Annotated in this window: 15 protein-coding genes, 1 tRNA gene, 1 rRNA gene and 1 other annotated feature; of the genes, 9 read left to right on the top strand and 8 right to left on the bottom strand. The window is 55.4% G+C overall.

Features of this window, described 5'->3' with window-relative positions:
- Positions 1-41 precede the first annotated feature (41 nt).
- Both trmD and rplS read left to right on the top strand, forming a co-directional pair.
- Positions 42-809, top strand: a complete 768-nt coding sequence (trmD, locus tag RE418_RS02130) for a tRNA (guanosine(37)-N1)-methyltransferase TrmD (protein ID WP_043143896.1) — start codon at positions 42-44, stop codon at positions 807-809.
- 48 nt (positions 810-857) lie between these two features.
- Positions 858-1214, top strand: a complete 357-nt coding sequence (rplS, locus tag RE418_RS02125) for a 50S ribosomal protein L19 (RefSeq protein WP_025301638.1) — start codon at positions 858-860, stop codon at positions 1212-1214.
- A 143-nt stretch (positions 1215-1357) separates the two neighbouring features.
- Here rplS and RE418_RS02120 read toward each other — a convergent pair whose 3' ends face one another.
- From RE418_RS02120 to RE418_RS02105, 4 genes are all read right to left on the bottom strand, one after another.
- The gene (locus tag RE418_RS02120) at positions 1358-1585 is read right to left on the bottom strand and encodes an ogr/Delta-like zinc finger family protein (protein ID WP_025301639.1); all 228 of its coding nucleotides are present in this window, start codon (positions 1583-1585) and stop codon (positions 1358-1360) included.
- Between the two features lie 63 nt (positions 1586-1648).
- The gene (locus tag RE418_RS02115; protein ID WP_025301640.1) at positions 1649-2164 is read right to left on the bottom strand and encodes a lysozyme; all 516 of its coding nucleotides are present in this window, start codon (positions 2162-2164) and stop codon (positions 1649-1651) included.
- On the bottom strand, positions 2148-2369 hold the full coding sequence (locus RE418_RS02110; RefSeq protein WP_025301641.1) for an HP1 family phage holin: 222 nt from the start codon (positions 2367-2369) through the stop codon (positions 2148-2150). Before RE418_RS02110 ends, RE418_RS02115 begins: the two co-directional genes overlap by 17 nt.
- Positions 2370-2618: 249 nt before the next feature.
- Positions 2619-3383 (bottom strand): YdiY family protein, encoded by a 765-nt coding sequence (locus tag RE418_RS02105; protein WP_025301642.1) that lies wholly within the window; start codon positions 3381-3383, stop codon positions 2619-2621.
- A 506-nt stretch (positions 3384-3889) separates the two neighbouring features.
- Between RE418_RS02105 and RE418_RS02100 the strand changes: the two genes are divergently transcribed.
- Positions 3890-4966, top strand: a complete 1077-nt coding sequence (locus RE418_RS02100) for a 3-deoxy-7-phosphoheptulonate synthase (RefSeq protein ID WP_025301643.1) — start codon at positions 3890-3892, stop codon at positions 4964-4966.
- Between the two features lie 3 nt (positions 4967-4969).
- Positions 4970-6091 (top strand): bifunctional chorismate mutase/prephenate dehydrogenase, encoded by a 1122-nt coding sequence (gene tyrA, locus RE418_RS02095; protein WP_043143894.1) that lies wholly within the window; start codon positions 4970-4972, stop codon positions 6089-6091.
- A gap of 55 nt (positions 6092-6146) precedes the next feature.
- On the opposite strand, the gene pheA is transcribed toward tyrA, so the two are convergent.
- From pheA to bamD, 4 genes are all read right to left on the bottom strand, one after another.
- Positions 6147-7304 carry a bifunctional chorismate mutase/prephenate dehydratase gene (pheA, locus tag RE418_RS02090; protein WP_025301644.1) on the bottom strand — a complete coding sequence of 386 codons (1158 nt, stop codon included), beginning with the start codon at positions 7302-7304 and terminating at the stop codon, positions 6147-6149.
- Between the two features lie 42 nt (positions 7305-7346).
- Positions 7347-7473: a sequence feature (Phe leader region), on the bottom strand.
- On the bottom strand, positions 7425-7472 hold the full coding sequence (locus tag RE418_RS02085) for a hypothetical protein (RefSeq protein WP_101428074.1): 48 nt from the start codon (positions 7470-7472) through the stop codon (positions 7425-7427). (Overlaps the previous feature by 48 nt.)
- A 122-nt stretch (positions 7474-7595) precedes the next feature.
- On the bottom strand, positions 7596-7937 hold the full coding sequence (gene raiA / locus RE418_RS02080; RefSeq protein WP_004932457.1) for a ribosome-associated translation inhibitor RaiA: 342 nt from the start codon (positions 7935-7937) through the stop codon (positions 7596-7598).
- Between the two features lie 312 nt (positions 7938-8249).
- Positions 8250-8981: an outer membrane protein assembly factor BamD gene (gene bamD / locus RE418_RS02075; RefSeq protein WP_004932456.1), complete on the bottom strand. Its 732-nt coding sequence runs from the start codon at positions 8979-8981 to the stop codon at positions 8250-8252.
- A 131-nt stretch (positions 8982-9112) separates the two neighbouring features.
- On the opposite strand from bamD, the gene rluD reads away from it, so the two are divergent.
- From rluD to RE418_RS02050, 5 genes are all read left to right on the top strand, one after another.
- Complete coding sequence (gene rluD / locus RE418_RS02070) at positions 9113-10090, top strand: 23S rRNA pseudouridine(1911/1915/1917) synthase RluD (protein WP_028127833.1); 978 nt, start codon at positions 9113-9115, stop codon at positions 10088-10090.
- Positions 10090-10821, top strand: coding sequence for a purine nucleoside phosphorylase YfiH (yfiH, locus tag RE418_RS02065; protein ID WP_025301646.1), 732 nt, complete (start codon positions 10090-10092; stop codon positions 10819-10821). Before rluD ends, yfiH begins: the two co-directional genes overlap by 1 nt.
- A gap of 130 nt (positions 10822-10951) precedes the next feature.
- Positions 10952-13525, top strand: coding sequence for an ATP-dependent chaperone ClpB (clpB, locus tag RE418_RS02060; protein WP_025301647.1), 2574 nt, complete (start codon positions 10952-10954; stop codon positions 13523-13525).
- 519 nt (positions 13526-14044) lie between these two features.
- Positions 14045-15586 (top strand): 16S ribosomal RNA (locus tag RE418_RS02055).
- A gap of 206 nt (positions 15587-15792) precedes the next feature.
- Positions 15793-15868, top strand: a tRNA-Glu gene (locus RE418_RS02050).
- Positions 15869-16023 lie beyond the last annotated feature (155 nt).

The following is a 16023-nucleotide window of genomic DNA, read 5'->3' as shown; positions in this document are numbered from 1 at the left end:
AACGGTCGAAGCAAGTGGAATAACGGTAAGGGGATTGGCTTGTGTTCATCGGTATTGTAAGCCTGTTTCCTGAGATGTTCCGCGCTATCACCGATTACGGGGTGACTGGCCGGGCAGTAAAAAATGGCCTGCTGAGCGTGCAGTGTTGGAGTCCTCGCGACTTCACCTACGACCGGCATCGTACCGTGGACGATCGCCCTTACGGCGGCGGCCCGGGAATGCTGATGATGGTGCAACCTTTACGGGAAGCCATTCATGCGGCGAAAGCAGCGGCAGGCGAGGGAGCAAAGGTGATTTATCTGTCACCTCAGGGGCGCAAGCTGGATCAAACCGGCGTGTGCGAACTGGCGGCCAATCAGAAGATGATTCTGGTATGCGGCCGTTACGAAGGGATAGACGAGCGCGTAATCCAAGCCGAAATTGACGAAGAATGGTCAATCGGCGATTACGTTCTCAGCGGCGGGGAACTGCCGGCAATGACCCTGATTGATTCAGTCGCCCGTTTCATACCGGGTGTGCTGGGCCATCAGGCCTCAGCGGAGGAAGACTCCTTCGCCGACGGATTGCTGGACTGCCCGCACTATACCCGCCCAGAGGTGTTGGAAGGGATGGAGGTACCGCCAGTTCTGCTGTCGGGTAACCATGCCGAGATACGTCGTTGGCGCTTAAAGCAGTCGCTGGGCCGAACCTGGCTTAGAAGACCTGAACTTCTAGAAAGCCTAGCTCTGACTGACGAGCAAGCGGTGTTGCTGGCTGAGTTCCAACGGGAACATCAGGCCAGGCAACAGGACTATGAAGGAAACGTCTGACAACAGACGGGACCGATATATCAGTTTACCTAGGGTAAGAGACATATTATGAGCAACATTATTAAGCAACTTGAACAAGAGCAGATGAAACAAGACGTACCTGCATTCCGTCCGGGTGATTCCGTGGAAGTGAAGGTATGGGTCGTTGAAGGTAGCAAAAAACGTCTGCAGGCATTCGAGGGCGTGGTTATCGCTATCCGTAACCGCGGTCTGCACTCTGCATTCACTGTTCGTAAGATTTCCAACGGCGAAGGTGTTGAGCGCGTATTCCAGACTCACTCCCCAGTAATCGACAGCATTGCTGTGAAACGTCGTGGTGCCGTTCGTAAAGCTAAACTGTACTACCTGCGTGAGCGTACTGGTAAGGCTGCTCGTATCAAAGAGCGTCTGAACCGCGTTGGCTAACGCTGCATCCAAAAGTTAATAGTTATCAGGGGTTGGCATTATGCCAACCCCTTTTTTTATCTTAAATCTCGACTGGTTACATTTGCGAGATTTCGTCTGCGCGCTGCCAACATAATAAAGCCTGCATAAGCAGGCTTTTTGCATTATAGCGCCGCGGCGCTTTGTTTATGCTGACTCTCCGGCGGGTGAGGCTGCGCCGGGATAATGTCATCGCCAGGTTTGACGATCACCCGCGCGACGGACTCGTGCGTGGCGAACGTGCAGCTGCAATTGATGTTGCGGCATTGATGGTAACGCTCTTTGGTCGACTCGCTCAGATAGCGGCTGGAGCGAGTGTGGGCCACGTGACCGCATAGTGGACAGTGCATCATAAGAACCCCCTTGAACAAATTAAGTGAAATTGTTGTGGCATCACCCTTTGGCGAGCGAACTCGTCATGATGAGGCAATCCCCTGCAAGCACAGTGCGCGTTCCATGGCGCGTCGCTGTTCCAGCCCCTTATTTTTCTTTCCGTTTACGTAAATCCAGCGTGGTAACTGATCGCAGGCCTGCCGCCACTGGCGCTGTTGCAGCAGCGCGACCAGCGTAGAGTGGCAGGCTGCGCCGACGCCCACATTGAAGGCGAAGGCGATCACTGCGTCATAGGTTTGTTGCGAGAGCGTATGCGGCAGGCAAGCGGCCATGCCGCGTTCGGTGCGGCGAACATCGTCTACCAAATCCACCGCGGCTTTGCGTTCATCTATCATCTTGTCTGGGATGACGCCGGCAGTGTGTCCAATGCCCTGTGTCCACACCCCGGCGCTACACTGGTAAGGCGACAGGCGGCAGCCTTCGAGATCGGCGATCAGCCTGAGGCCGGCTTCTGAGGTTTGCAGCTCGCCAAATGACGGCAATAGCACGGCGATGGCCAAAACGGTGGCGACGCTGCAGTGCTTAACGATTGCATTCATCGTAAATTTTCCTCCGTGATGCCGCATTGCGTTCAATAGCCTTCAAGATCTGCAGGCTTTTACGTCGGTAGTACCAGTTCACCAGAAACGTGCCGATGCCTACCGCCGCACCGACTAGAAAGGCAATGTCCTGCGGTGACAGCTTGCCGAGCCAGGCGAGAAACAACGCCATGGCGTAGGTGATGAATGAGGTGATTTTCTCCATAGCTTATGCTCGCTTTGTTTACAGTCTCTCGGGAGCTGTGGCGGCTATCGATGCGTTTCTGGCCACTCTCTATCGAAATCCATCATGCTCCGAGGCTGTATAATAATTACTGTATATGCATACAGTATTAAGCTATTTGCTAAAGTCGTCAATGGGTGGGGTGAATATTTTTAGCAGATTGTGCAAAAGAGGGCGGCAGGCATAAAAAAAGCCCATCAATGATGGGCTTTGAGAAATATTGGGGGGAAATTACAGGCCGTAGACCAGCGTGACTGAGGTCGTCGTGTCGGTGTTCTTCGGCGCCGAGGCCGGCGGTTTGCTGTTGTAGGTCACGGTGTAAGCCACGCGCAGCGAGAAGCGATCGTTGATCGCCACGTTCAACGCGCTTTCCGAGTTCAGCGTGGTTTCTTCGTTCGCCAGTGCGGAAACGCCCTGAATGAACTTGGTGTTGTCGGTCAGCTGATAGGAATAGTTGGCCGCGCCATAGGCCAACCCTTTGGTCGAGCGGCCGCCGCCATGGTATTCGTCATGGCGCACGCCGGGACCGAATTCCACCCGCAGATCGCTAAGCGGCCCGTTGAGGAGTTGACGGCCGTAGCCGCCGGTCAGCGTGGAGCGTGAGTCGTAACCGTTGAAACGGTCGCTCAGCCAGCTGGCCTGGCCGAACAGGTAGTTGCGGTCGGTCAGGTTATAGCGCGTACGGCCACCGGCCTGGTATTTTTCGGACGAGCGCACGTTGGAGGAGGTGGTGTTGTTAGCCGCCCCCCACAGGCTGTACGCCGCGTCGCTGTTGAACCAGGTCATGTTGGTGTTGGCAAGCAGGGTGGAGCTCTGCGAGTTGCCTGACTGGGCGTTGTAGCCCGCCTGCACGTTGCCTTCGAATGGTTTCTTGGCGGTGGCCGGATCGTCCATCGCGGTGAAAAGCGTATTGTCGGCAAAGGCTGAAACACTGGTGAAAGTCGTTAAGCAGCAAATATACAGCGGAAAAGCGCGACGAGCGCGAGAAGAGAGCATCTTGGATCCAGTTGTTAAGGGTGGTTATTGTTGATGACGGTCACATTATATCGGTTCATTTCAGCGACAAAAATAGCCGCTATTAGCTTAAGTTTTTAATTTTTATTCCTCATTTATTCGCTTTTCTTCTACTGAAATTCATCGCTTTCGGCGGCATTTCGTGCTGAGTCTGACGGTATCCGCGCCTGCCCGTTCGTTGGCGCCGAGACGGGCGGCGTATCTTGCCTGTAAAACAGGTCGTACACATATGTTTACGATATGGGGCTTTCGTCGGGAAGGCGAACAGGTGCGTTTTGAGGCGTTCGTGAATTTATTATTTAATTGAATTTGTTTGTTTTTATTGTATTTTCTTGATGTATTTATGCATGTTCTTTCATAAGAGAAATTATGGTAATTTTTTATTTACGGAAATTGGATTGAAAACTTTACATATCGTGATAGGGTAGAGCCCTGACACGCTCAATGTTCCATTTCAACGCATAACGCCAAACGACAGGAATAGCATCATGCAAAAAGACGCGCTCAATAACGTACACATCAGTGCAGAACAGGTTCTCATCACGCCGGAGGAGCTGAAGAACCAGTTCCCGCTCAGCGCCGACGACGAAAATGAAATCGCCACCGCGCGTAACACCATCGCCAACATTTTGCAGGGGCGCGATCATCGCCTGTTGGTCGTGTGTGGGCCTTGTTCGATCCACGATCCGGACGCGGCGCTGGACTACGCCCGTCGTTTGAAAACCCTGGCGGCTGACTTGAGCGATCAGCTGTATATCGTTATGCGCGTCTACTTTGAAAAACCCAGAACCACTGTCGGCTGGAAAGGTTTGATCAACGATCCGTACATGGACGGTTCGTTTGACGTTGAAGCAGGCTTGCATATCGCGCGTCGCCTGTTGCTGGATTTAGTGGGCATGGGCTTGCCGTTGGCTACCGAAGCGTTGGATCCGAACAGCCCGCAGTACCTGGGGGACTTGTTCAGCTGGTCGGCGATCGGTGCGCGTACCACCGAATCGCAGACCCACCGTGAAATGGCTTCTGGCCTGTCGATGCCGGTCGGCTTCAAAAACGGCACCGACGGCAGCCTGGGTACCGCCATCAATGCCATGCGCGCCGCCGCTATGCCGCACCGCTTCGTCGGCATCAACCAGGCGGGCCAGGTTTGCTTGCTGCAGACTCAGGGCAATCCGGACGGGCACGTGATCCTGCGCGGCGGTAAAACCCCGAACTACAGCGCCGAGCACGTTGCGGCCTGTGAAAAACAGATGCTCGAGGCGGGACTCCATCCGTCCTTGATGATAGATTGCAGCCATGGCAACTCGAATAAAGACTATCGCCGTCAGCCGGCGGTGGCCGAGTCCGTGGTGGAGCAGATTAAAGCGGGTAACCGCTCGATTACCGGCATTATGCTGGAGAGCCATCTGCATGAGGGCAATCAGTCTTCCGAACAGCCGCGTGCTGACATGCGTTACGGCGTATCCGTCACCGACGCCTGCATCGACTGGGAGAGCACGGAAACGCTGCTGCGCCACATGCATCAGGAACTCGGCGCTGCGCTGAAGGCACGCACGGGAGAAAAGTAAGTTATGGTGGCAGAACTGACCGCGCTGCGCGATCAAATCGACGAGGTGGACAAAGCGTTGCTGGATCTGCTGGCGAAACGCCTGCATCTGGTAGCGGAAGTGGGGGAGGTGAAAAGCCGCCACGGTTTACCGGTTTATGTGCCGGAACGCGAGGCGGCGATGCTGGCCTCGCGCCGCCAGGAGGCGGAAAACCTCGGCGTGCCGCCGGATTTGATCGAGGACGTCTTGCGCCGTGTGATGCGCGAATCGTACGTCAGCGAGAACGATAAAGGTTTTAAAACTCTGTGCCCGCAGCTGCGGCCGATCGTCATCATCGGCGGCAACGGCCAGATGGGCCGGCTGTTCAACCGTCTGCTGACGCTGTCGGGTTATCAGGTCAGGGTATTGGATCAGGAAGATTGGCCGCAGGCGGAACAGCTGTTGGCCGACGCCGGTATGGTGATTGTCAGCGTACCGATCCATGTGACCGAGCAGGTGATAAGCCGCCTGCCGCTGTTGCCCGACGACTGCATTCTGGTGGATCTGGCGTCGGTGAAGAATCGTCCGCTGCATGCTATGTTGGCGGCGCACAGCGGCCCGGTGGTGGGGTTGCATCCGATGTTTGGTCCGGACGTGGGCAGCGTGGCGAAGCAGGTGGTGGTTTACTGCGATGGCCGCCAACCGGAGGCTTACCAATGGCTGCTTGAACAGCTGCAGGTGTGGGGGGCGCGGCTGCATCGTATCAGCGCGGTCGAACACGATCAGAATATGGCGTTTATTCAGGCGCTGCGGCACTTCGCCACCTTCGCCTACGGGCTGCACCTGGCGGAAGAGAACGTGCAACTGGAGCAGCTGCTGGCGCTCTCCTCGCCGATCTACCGGCTGGAGCTGGCGATGGTTGGCCGCCTGTTCGCGCAGGATCCGCAGCTGTACGCTGACATCATCATGTCGTCGGAAGAAAACGTGGCGCTGATTAAGCGTTACTACCAGCGCTTCGGCGAGGCGATCAAGCTGTTGGAGCATGGCGACAAACAGGCGTTTATCGATAGCTTCCGCAAGGTAGAGCATTGGTTCGGCGATTACGCCCAGCGCTTTCTGGTGGAGAGCCGCACGCTGTTGCGGCAGGCTAACGACAGCCGGCAGTGAAACGCGGGCAGTAAACGTAAAGGGTTCGGCCAAGCCGAACCCTTTTTTTATGGTTTCAGGATGGGTTGACCGGCACCACGGTGTCGCTCGGGTAACAGCCCAGCACCTTCAGCGAGCGGGTGATTGGCGTCAGATCGCGCAGCGCTTTTTGCATCGCCTCGGCGCGTAGGTTGGCCTGCACATCGATATAAAACATCTCTTCCCACGGATTGCCGTTGATCGGGCGTGACTCCAGCTTGGTCATGATTATGCCGTTGTCGCGTAGTACCAGCAGCGCTTCGACCAGTGCGCCGGATTGTTGGCCGGTCGCCATGATCAGCGTGGTTTTGGCCGGCACCTGTTCGGAGACGTCGATCGCTTTGCGCGCCAGGACGATAAAACGGGTGATGTTCTGCTGCTGGTTGGCGAGGTTATGTTCCAGCACCTGCAGCCCATACAGTGCGCCGCCGGCTTCGCTGCCCAGAGCAGCCACCTTCGGCGAATTCAGCTTGGCGACTTTCTCCATCGCGGCCGCTGTGCTTTCAGTGTATTCGATTTTCCAGTGCGGGAAGCGGTTCAGGAACTGGCTGCACTGCTGGAACGGTTGCGGGTGGCTGTAGACGGTTTCAATCTGGCTCAGATCGCTGTCGCCGGCAATCAGAACGCAGTGATTGATCGGGTTGGTCAGTTCGCCGACGATCGACAGGCTGGTGTGCTGCAGCAGATCGTACACCTCGTTAATCGACCCGGAGCTGGTGTTCTCGATCGGCAGAATCGCATAGTCCGCCTGGCCGGTTTCCACCTGGGTGAAGATATCCTGAAACTTCTGGCAGCCGCATTCGATCAGCTGATCGAAGTGGCGGGCAGCGTATTGGCGTGCTGCCAGATGTGAGTAAGAGCCTTTTGGGCCGAGGAAGGCGATGCGGGCGGAATGTTGGCTGACGGGGTTGAGCTGGTGCTGTAGCAACGCCTGCTGGGTCAGGACGGAATCTTCGATGATCAGTTGAAACAGGCGGGTGACGTAAAAGCCGTCCAGGTCGTAAGGCTTGGCGGCGGCGATCAGCGCATCCAGCAGATCGCGCTCGCGCTCTTTATCGCGGATCGGGCGATGAGAGTGCAGCTTGGTCTTGCCGACTTCGATCGCCAGCTCACGGCGTTCCGCCAGCAGGGCCAACAGTTTCAAGTCCAGTGCGCTGATGCGCTCGCGCAGCACCAATAACGGGTTGTCAGTCATAATCAGCTTCCGCCTTCAGTTCTTATTCGTTGTAAAACAGCCATAAAAAAAGCCTCCTGTTTCCAGGAGGCTTTGTTGTTCGTCTTCGCATTCTTTCTTACACGACGAAACGCCTCCCAGTCAGGGGAAGGTAAAAAAGAATGCGAAGAAAAACGGTGTGCGTGGCATGGTCTACCTAAGGTTAATGCGAACAGGTTTTAAAGTAACCGCTGGCTTTTACCCCGTCAACAAAAATACCCGACAAAAAACGCGCCCTCGGGCGCGTTTGATGCGGCAATCGCTGTCGGACGGTTATTCCTGCTCTTGCGTGACTTCCGGCACGATGTCTTTCACGCTGGCATTGCAGCGGCGCGCTTCGCCTTTATGCTGCACCTTGTTCAACTGGCGTTCCAGCTTGGCGATCAGCTCATTAACGGCGGTGTACATGTCATCATGTTTGGCGCTGGCGACCAGCGGGCCGTTAGGCGTGGTAATGGTAGCGTCGGCGACAAACCCCTGCGGTTCTTTAGATAAGACGATATGTGGGTTTATCAGCTGGGTCTGCCATTTTTCCAGTTTGGTGAGACGGTCTTCGACGTGATTGCGGATTGCGGGAGTGATATCCATTTGTTTGCTGGTAATGTTCAATGTCATATAACTTACCTCTCTGTCTTTCCGTCTTGGTGAACCCAGCATACCCCGCTTTTTGTTTAAATGCGTGATGTAAATCACGATTTTTTGTCACTTTTTGCAAAGTTAGTTCAATCTGTGATTCAGCATTTGAATTGGCTATCTAATGCTTGAGAGTTGCCGCCGGATGGCGCATTATCGATGAGTTGACCGGTGAGGAGCGCTAGCTAACACCGTGTTTTTACTTGTGTATTTTTCCAGTGAAAACCAGGTCGACGCCAATGAAAACGGCAGCCGAGGCTGCCGTTTTGTTTTTCTGCCGTTACCGACGCGCGCTTATTGCGGGTTGGCGGCGATCACTTTGGCCACTTTGTCAGCCTGGCCGTTCAGCTGCAGCTGCTTGTAGGCATTTTCCATCAGCGGCAACACGTCGTGCGTCGCTTTGGTATCCGGGAATTCACGCAACATCTGTTCGGCGCGATTAACGACCGCGACGTAAGCACCGCGTTTAGTGTAGTATTCCGCCACCGAAAGCTCATACTTGGCCAAGCGGTCTTTCAAATACACCAAACGCTTGTTGGCGTCGGTCGCGTATTGGCTGTTCGGGTATTGCTGAATCAACTGGCTGAAGTCGCGGAACGCAGCGCGAGCGTGCTGAGGATCGCGGTCAGAACGGTCAACCCCGAAGAAGCCCTGCAGCGCGCTGTCATCGAGCGCCATGTCGGTCAGGCCGCGCATGTACATCACGTAATCGATGTTCGGGTGCGTCGGGTTCAGACGCATGAAGCGATCGATGGATGCCTGAGCCATCGGCAAGTCGGCGGCCTTATAGTAGGCGTAAATCAAATCCAGCTGGACCTGCTGGGAATACGGCCCGAAAGGATAGCGGTTATCTAACGCTTCGAGTTGCGTAATCGCGCCCTTGAAGTTACCGTCCTGCAGTTTTTGCTGCGCGGTAGCATAGATTTCCGAAGGTGGGTTGTCGGGAACCGCATCCTTGGATGTGGAGCAACCTGCCAGCGCCAGGCTCAACGTGGCTGCCGCCACCAGATATTTCATACGCGTCATGACGTTTTGATTATCCTCAGGGTGTTATTCCGGGAGACTGTCCGTTAAGCTCCCGACAAAGACCAGGTACAATAGCACATTATATTAAACGGCATCGCCGTGAAAACCCAACGTTAACGAAGAAGCTGCATATGGCACAACAAGTACAACTCACCGCAACGGTGGCCGAATCTCAACTCGGACAACGTTTAGATCAGGCTTTGGCCGAATTGTTCCCTGATTATTCACGATCTCGCATAAAAGAGTGGATCCTGGGCGATCGGGTGAAGGTCAATGGCAAAACGTCAAACAAACCGAAAGAGAAGGTGCTGGGCGGAGAGACAGTCGCCATCGATGCACAGATTGAAGAAGAGGCGCGTTGGGAGCCACAGGATATCGCGCTGGATATTGTCTATGAAGACAGCGACATCCTGGTGATCAACAAGCCGCGCGATTTGGTGGTGCATCCCGGCGCCGGTAACCCGGATGGTACGGTGCTCAATGCGCTGTTGTATCACTACCCGGAAATTGCCGACGTGCCGCGTGCCGGCATCGTGCACCGTCTGGATAAAGACACCACCGGCCTGATGGTGGTGGCGAAAACCGTGCCGGCGCAAACCCGGCTGGTGGAAGCGCTGCAGGCGCGTGAAATCACCCGTGAATACGAAGCGGTGGCGATCGGCACCATGACCGCTGGCGGCACGGTAGAAGAGCCTATCGCGCGTCACTCCACCAAACGCACTCATATGGCGGTGCACCCGATGGGTAAACCGGCGGTAACGCACTATCGCATCATGGAGCATTTCCGTGCGCACACCCGCCTGCGTCTGCGTCTGGAAACCGGCCGTACTCACCAGATCCGCGTACACATGGCTTACATCAGCCATCCGCTGGTGGGCGATCCGCTGTACGGCGGCCGTCCACGTCCGCCGAAAGGCGCTTCGGAAGCCTTCATCAACACGCTGCGCGGCTTTGACCGTCAGGCGCTGCACGCCACCATGCTGCGTTTGTATCATCCGATCAGCGGCATCCAGATGGAGTGGCATGCGCCGCTGCCGCAGGACATGGTTGATCTGATCAACGCGCTGAAGGCGGACACCGAAGAATTCAAAGATCAGATGGACTGGTAATGAGCTCGCTCATTCTGCCTGACTGGCCGTTGCCTCCCGGCGTTAAGGCCTGCAGTACCACGCGCGGTGGCGGCGTCAGCCTGCCGCCTTATGACTCGCTGAACCTCGGCACCCACGTCGGTGACGAGGAGCAAGCGGTGACACGCAATCGGGAACGATTGGTTATCGCCGCCGGTTTGCCGCAGATGCCGGTGTGGCTCGAGCAGGTGCACGGCACTCGCGTGGTGACGTTGACGGGGAAAGCACCTGCCGATTTGCGGGCGGATGCGGTGTACAGCAATGTGCCGGGGCAGGTGTGTGCCGTGATGACGGCGGATTGTCTGCCGGTGTTGTTCTGCTCGCAGCACGGTGACGAAGTGGCTGCCGCCCACGCCGGCTGGCGCGGATTGTGCCACGGCGTGCTGGAGCAAACCGTGGCGGCGTTCAGCGCCGCACCGAGCCAGATTAGCGCCTGGCTGGGGCCGGCGATCGGTCCGCAGCAGTTTGAGGTCGGGCCAGAGGTGCGGGCCGCTTTCATGGCGGAAGATGCTGAAGCTGCAGCGGCATTTACCCCGCACGGCGATAAGTTTTTGGCTAATATCTACCTGCTGGCTCGCCAACGCTTGTTGCGTGCAGGCGTTCAGGCCATCTATGGTGGCGATCGCTGCACGGTTAACGAAACGAGCCATTTTTTCTCCTATCGACGCGACGGAATAACCGGACGTCTGGCAAGTTTAATCTGGCTGATATAACCTATTGAATTAGGACGATCCAACGACGCATGGCGTTGTACCGAAAATTTAGCGTCGAGATAACCTTGAAAATTTGAGGGATGACCTCATTTAATCTCCAGTAGCAATTTCGACCCATCTTGGAGGTGTTATGCGTCTGGATCGTCTTACCAACAAATTCCAGCTTGCCCTCGCCGATGCCCAGTCACTAGCCCTTGGGCACGACAACCAGTTTATTGAACCGCTACATCTGATGAGCGCCCTGCTTAATCAGGAAGGGGGCACGGTTCGTCCACTATTAACTTCCGCAGGTATCGATGCCGGGCGTGTGCGCACCGAGATCGAACAGGCGCTGTCCCGTTTACCGCAGGTAGAAGGCACCGGTGGCGACGTTCAACCGTCCCATGAGCTGGTGCGCGTCCTGAACCTGTGCGACAAGCTGGCGCAGAAGCGCGCGGACAAATTCATTTCTTCCGAGCTGTTTGTGCTTGCGGTGCTGGAAGATCGCGGCTCGTTGACCGACTTGTTGAAAGCGGCCGGCGCGACGGCAGACAAAATCAGCAAAGCCATTGAACAAATGAGAGGCGGTGACAGCGTGGAAGATCAAGGCGCCGAAGACCAACGGCAAGCATTGAAGAAATACACTATCGATCTGACCGAGCGCGCCGAGCAGGGCAAGCTTGATCCGGTGATCGGCCGTGACGAAGAGATCCGCCGCACCATCCAGGTGCTGCAACGTCGTACCAAAAATAACCCGGTGCTGATCGGCGAGCCTGGCGTGGGTAAAACCGCCATCGTCGAAGGCCTGGCGCAGCGCATCATCAACGGCGAAGTGCCGGAAGGGCTGAAGCACAAGCGCGTATTGTCCCTCGATATGGGCGCCTTGATCGCCGGTGCTAAGTACCGCGGCGAGTTTGAAGAGCGCCTGAAAGGCGTGCTCAACGATCTGGCCAAGCAGGAAGGCAGCGTTATCCTGTTTATCGACGAATTGCACACCATGGTCGGCGCCGGTAAGGCGGATGGCGCGATGGATGCAGGCAACATGCTCAAACCGGCGCTGGCGCGCGGCGAGCTGCACTGCGTCGGCGCGACTACGCTCGACGAGTATCGTCAATATATAGAGAAGGATGCGGCGCTCGAACGTCGTTTCCAGAAAGTGTATGTGGCGGAGCCGAGCGTGGAAGACACCATCGCTATCCTGCGCGGCCTGAAAGAGCGTTATGAACTGCACCACCACGTGCAAATCACCGACCCGGCCATCGTGGCGGCGGCAACGCTTTCGCACCGCTATATCGCCGATCGTCAATTGCCGGACAAGGCTATTGACCTTATCGACGAAGCGGCGTCCAGCATTCGCATGCAGATGGACTCTAAGCCGGAGTCGCTCGACAGGCTTGAGCGCCGCATCATCCAATTGAAGCTGGAACAGCAGGCGCTGAATAAAGAGTCTGACGACGCCAGCAAGAAACGCCTGGACATGCTCAGCGATGAGCTGGGGCAGAAAGAGCGCGAATATTCTGAGCTGGAAGAAGAGTGGAAGGCGGAAAAAGCGTCGCTCTCCGGCACCCAGAACATCAAGGCTGAACTCGAGCAGGCCAAAATCACCCTGGAGCAGGCGCGCCGCGTCGGCGATCTGGGGCGGATGTCGGAACTGCAGTACGGCAAGATCCCTGAGCTGGAGAAACAGCTCGCCGCCGCTACGCAGGCCGAAGGCAAGAGCATGAAGCTGTTGCGTAACCGGGTGACCGATGCGGAGATTGCTGAAGTGCTGGCGCGTGCCACCGGGATCCCGGTGGCCAGAATGCTGGAAGGTGAGCGCGACAAGCTGCTGCGCCTGGAGCAAGAGCTGCATTCGCGAGTGATTGGCCAAGACGAAGCGGTCAGCGCGGTCTCCAATGCGATCCGCCGCAGCCGTGCGGGGCTGTCCGATCCTAATCGGCCGATCGGTTCGTTCCTGTTCCTCGGCCCGACCGGGGTGGGGAAAACCGAGCTCTGCAAGGCACTGGCTTCGTTCCTGTTCGACAGCGACGACGCTATGGTGCGTATCGATATGTCCGAGTTTATGGAGAAACACTCCGTGTCGCGTCTGGTCGGTGCGCCTCCAGGTTATGTCGGTTATGAAGAGGGCGGCTACCTGACGGAAGCCGTACGTCGCCGGCCTTATTCGGTGATTCTGCTGGATGAAGTCGAGAAAGCGCATCCGGACGTGTTCAATATTCTGTTGCAGGTGTTGGATGACGGCCGCCTGACCGATGGTCAAGGCCGTACCGTCGATTTCCGCAATACTGTGGTGATCATGACGTCCAACCTGGGGTCCGATCTGATCCAGGAGCATTTCGGTCAGATGAACTACGCGCAGATGAAAGAGTCGGTGATGGAGATGGTGAGTCACCACTTCCGTCCGGAGTTCATCAACCGTATCGACGAAGTGGTGGTGTTCCACCCGCTGGGCGAGAAACACATTGCCGCGATCGCCAAGATTCAGCTGTCGCGTCTGTACAAGCGTTTGGAAGAGCGCGGTTACGAAGTGACCATGACCGAACCGGCCCTGGCTCTGTTGAGCAAAACGGGTTACGACCCTGTGTATGGTGCGCGTCCGTTGAAGCGTGCTATTCAGCAGGAGATCGAGAACCCGCTGGCGCAGCAAATCCTGTCTGGCAAACTGATCCCCGGCAAGCTGGTAACGCTGGATGTGGAAAACGACCATATCGTTGCACGCCAATAACGACAATTAAGCGTAATAAAGATGAAAGGGAGCGGGTGACCGCTCCCTTTTCTTTACCTTCGTTTGTCCCTGTTTACAGGGTTTGCCGCTATTACTGTGCTAAAACCGGTATTTTCTGACTAATAAACATCCTAAAAAGGCGTTTTTGGTGATTATTTGAACGCTTGAAAAGTTTTTTGCATTTAGGGGTTGCGGCCCGCCGAGAACTCCCTATAATGCGCCTCCACTGACCGGGAACAACGACTGACAAGCCGCCGGGTCAGCGAGAGAAAAGCGAAATAAACGCTTGACTCTCCGGGTGAAAAGCGTAATATACGCCACCTCGAGTTAGCAAGCGAAAGCGCCTAACTCACTGCTCTTTAACAATTTATCAGACAATCTGTGTGGGCACTCCACAAGACGATATCCAGCATCTTCGGATGCAAAAAAATATCAAGTCTTGAAGAGTGACTAACTGAAGTAAAATTCATGCAGTAAATCTTTGAGCATCGCTTCTCGAGTGGAAGCAAATCAAGCTTTTAATTGAAGAGTTTGATCATGGCTCAGATTGAACGCTGGCGGCAGGCTTAACACATGCAAGTCGAGCGGTAGCACAGGGGAGCTTGCTTCCTGGGTGACGAGCGGCGGACGGGTGAGTAATGTCTGGGAAACTGCCTGATGGAGGGGGATAACTACTGGAAACGGTAGCTAATACCGCATAACGTCGCAAGACCAAAGAGGGGGACCTTCGGGCCTCTTGCCATCAGATGTGCCCAGATGGGATTAGCTAGTAGGTGGGGTAATGGCTCACCTAGGCGACGATCCCTAGCTGGTCTGAGAGGATGACCAGCCACACTGGAACTGAGACACGGTCCAGACTCCTACGGGAGGCAGCAGTGGGGAATATTGCACAATGGGCGCAAGCCTGATGCAGCCATGCCGCGTGTGTGAAGAAGGCCTTCGGGTTGTAAAGCACTTTCAGCGAGGAGGAAGGTGGTGAGCTTAATACGTTCATCAATTGACGTTACTCGCAGAAGAAGCACCGGCTAACTCCGTGCCAGCAGCCGCGGTAATACGGAGGGTGCAAGCGTTAATCGGAATTACTGGGCGTAAAGCGCACGCAGGCGGTTTGTTAAGTCAGATGTGAAATCCCCGGGCTCAACCTGGGAACTGCATTTGAAACTGGCAAGCTAGAGTCTCGTAGAGGGGGGTAGAATTCCAGGTGTAGCGGTGAAATGCGTAGAGATCTGGAGGAATACCGGTGGCGAAGGCGGCCCCCTGGACGAAGACTGACGCTCAGGTGCGAAAGCGTGGGGAGCAAACAGGATTAGATACCCTGGTAGTCCACGCTGTAAACGATGTCGATTTGGAGGTTGTGCCCTTGAGGCGTGGCTTCCGGAGCTAACGCGTTAAATCGACCGCCTGGGGAGTACGGCCGCAAGGTTAAAACTCAAATGAATTGACGGGGGCCCGCACAAGCGGTGGAGCATGTGGTTTAATTCGATGCAACGCGAAGAACCTTACCTACTCTTGACATCCAGAGAACTTTCCAGAGATGGATTGGTGCCTTCGGGAACTCTGAGACAGGTGCTGCATGGCTGTCGTCAGCTCGTGTTGTGAAATGTTGGGTTAAGTCCCGCAACGAGCGCAACCCTTATCCTTTGTTGCCAGCGGTTCGGCCGGGAACTCAAAGGAGACTGCCAGTGATAAACTGGAGGAAGGTGGGGATGACGTCAAGTCATCATGGCCCTTACGAGTAGGGCTACACACGTGCTACAATGGCATATACAAAGAGAAGCGACCTCGCGAGAGCAAGCGGACCTCATAAAGTATGTCGTAGTCCGGATTGGAGTCTGCAACTCGACTCCATGAAGTCGGAATCGCTAGTAATCGTAGATCAGAATGCTACGGTGAATACGTTCCCGGGCCTTGTACACACCGCCCGTCACACCATGGGAGTGGGTTGCAAAAGAAGTAGGTAGCTTAACCTTCGGGAGGGCGCTTACCACTTTGTGATTCATGACTGGGGTGAAGTCGTAACAAGGTAACCGTAGGGGAACCTGCGGTTGGATCACCTCCTTACCTAAAGATATTGATTCGAGTGGCGTGCTCACACAGATTGTCTGATGAAAAAGTAATGAGCAAACAAAACCTTGTGGTATAGGTAAGTGCCGGGAGATTTGTGACTGTCCAGTGCAGTGACAAACGACAATGGCGCTCGATTTTTCACGAAAAATCTCACCTTTACCCGAAATTATCGAATCGGTGATTCGATAAGCCAATTTCGGGTCCCCATCGTCTAGAGGCCTAGGACACTGCCCTTTCACGGCTGTAACAGGGGTTCGAATCCCCTTGGGGACGCCATTCCGATAATGAGTGAAAGACATTATCACCGGTTAGCGATAACCGAAAAAATCTTAAAGATGACTTGCGAGTCATGTTTAAGATATTGCTCTTTAACAATCTGGAACAAGCTGAAAATTGAAACATGACGGCTGAAATTTATCCCTCCGTAGACG

Origin of the sequence: Serratia sp. szju (assembly GCF_044594185.1) — a bacterium.
In the GTDB taxonomy this organism is placed as follows: domain Bacteria; phylum Pseudomonadota; class Gammaproteobacteria; order Enterobacterales; family Enterobacteriaceae; genus Serratia; species Serratia bockelmannii.
Note: the sequence above shows the minus strand (reverse complement) of the source record. Positions and strands in the feature narration are given on the sequence as shown.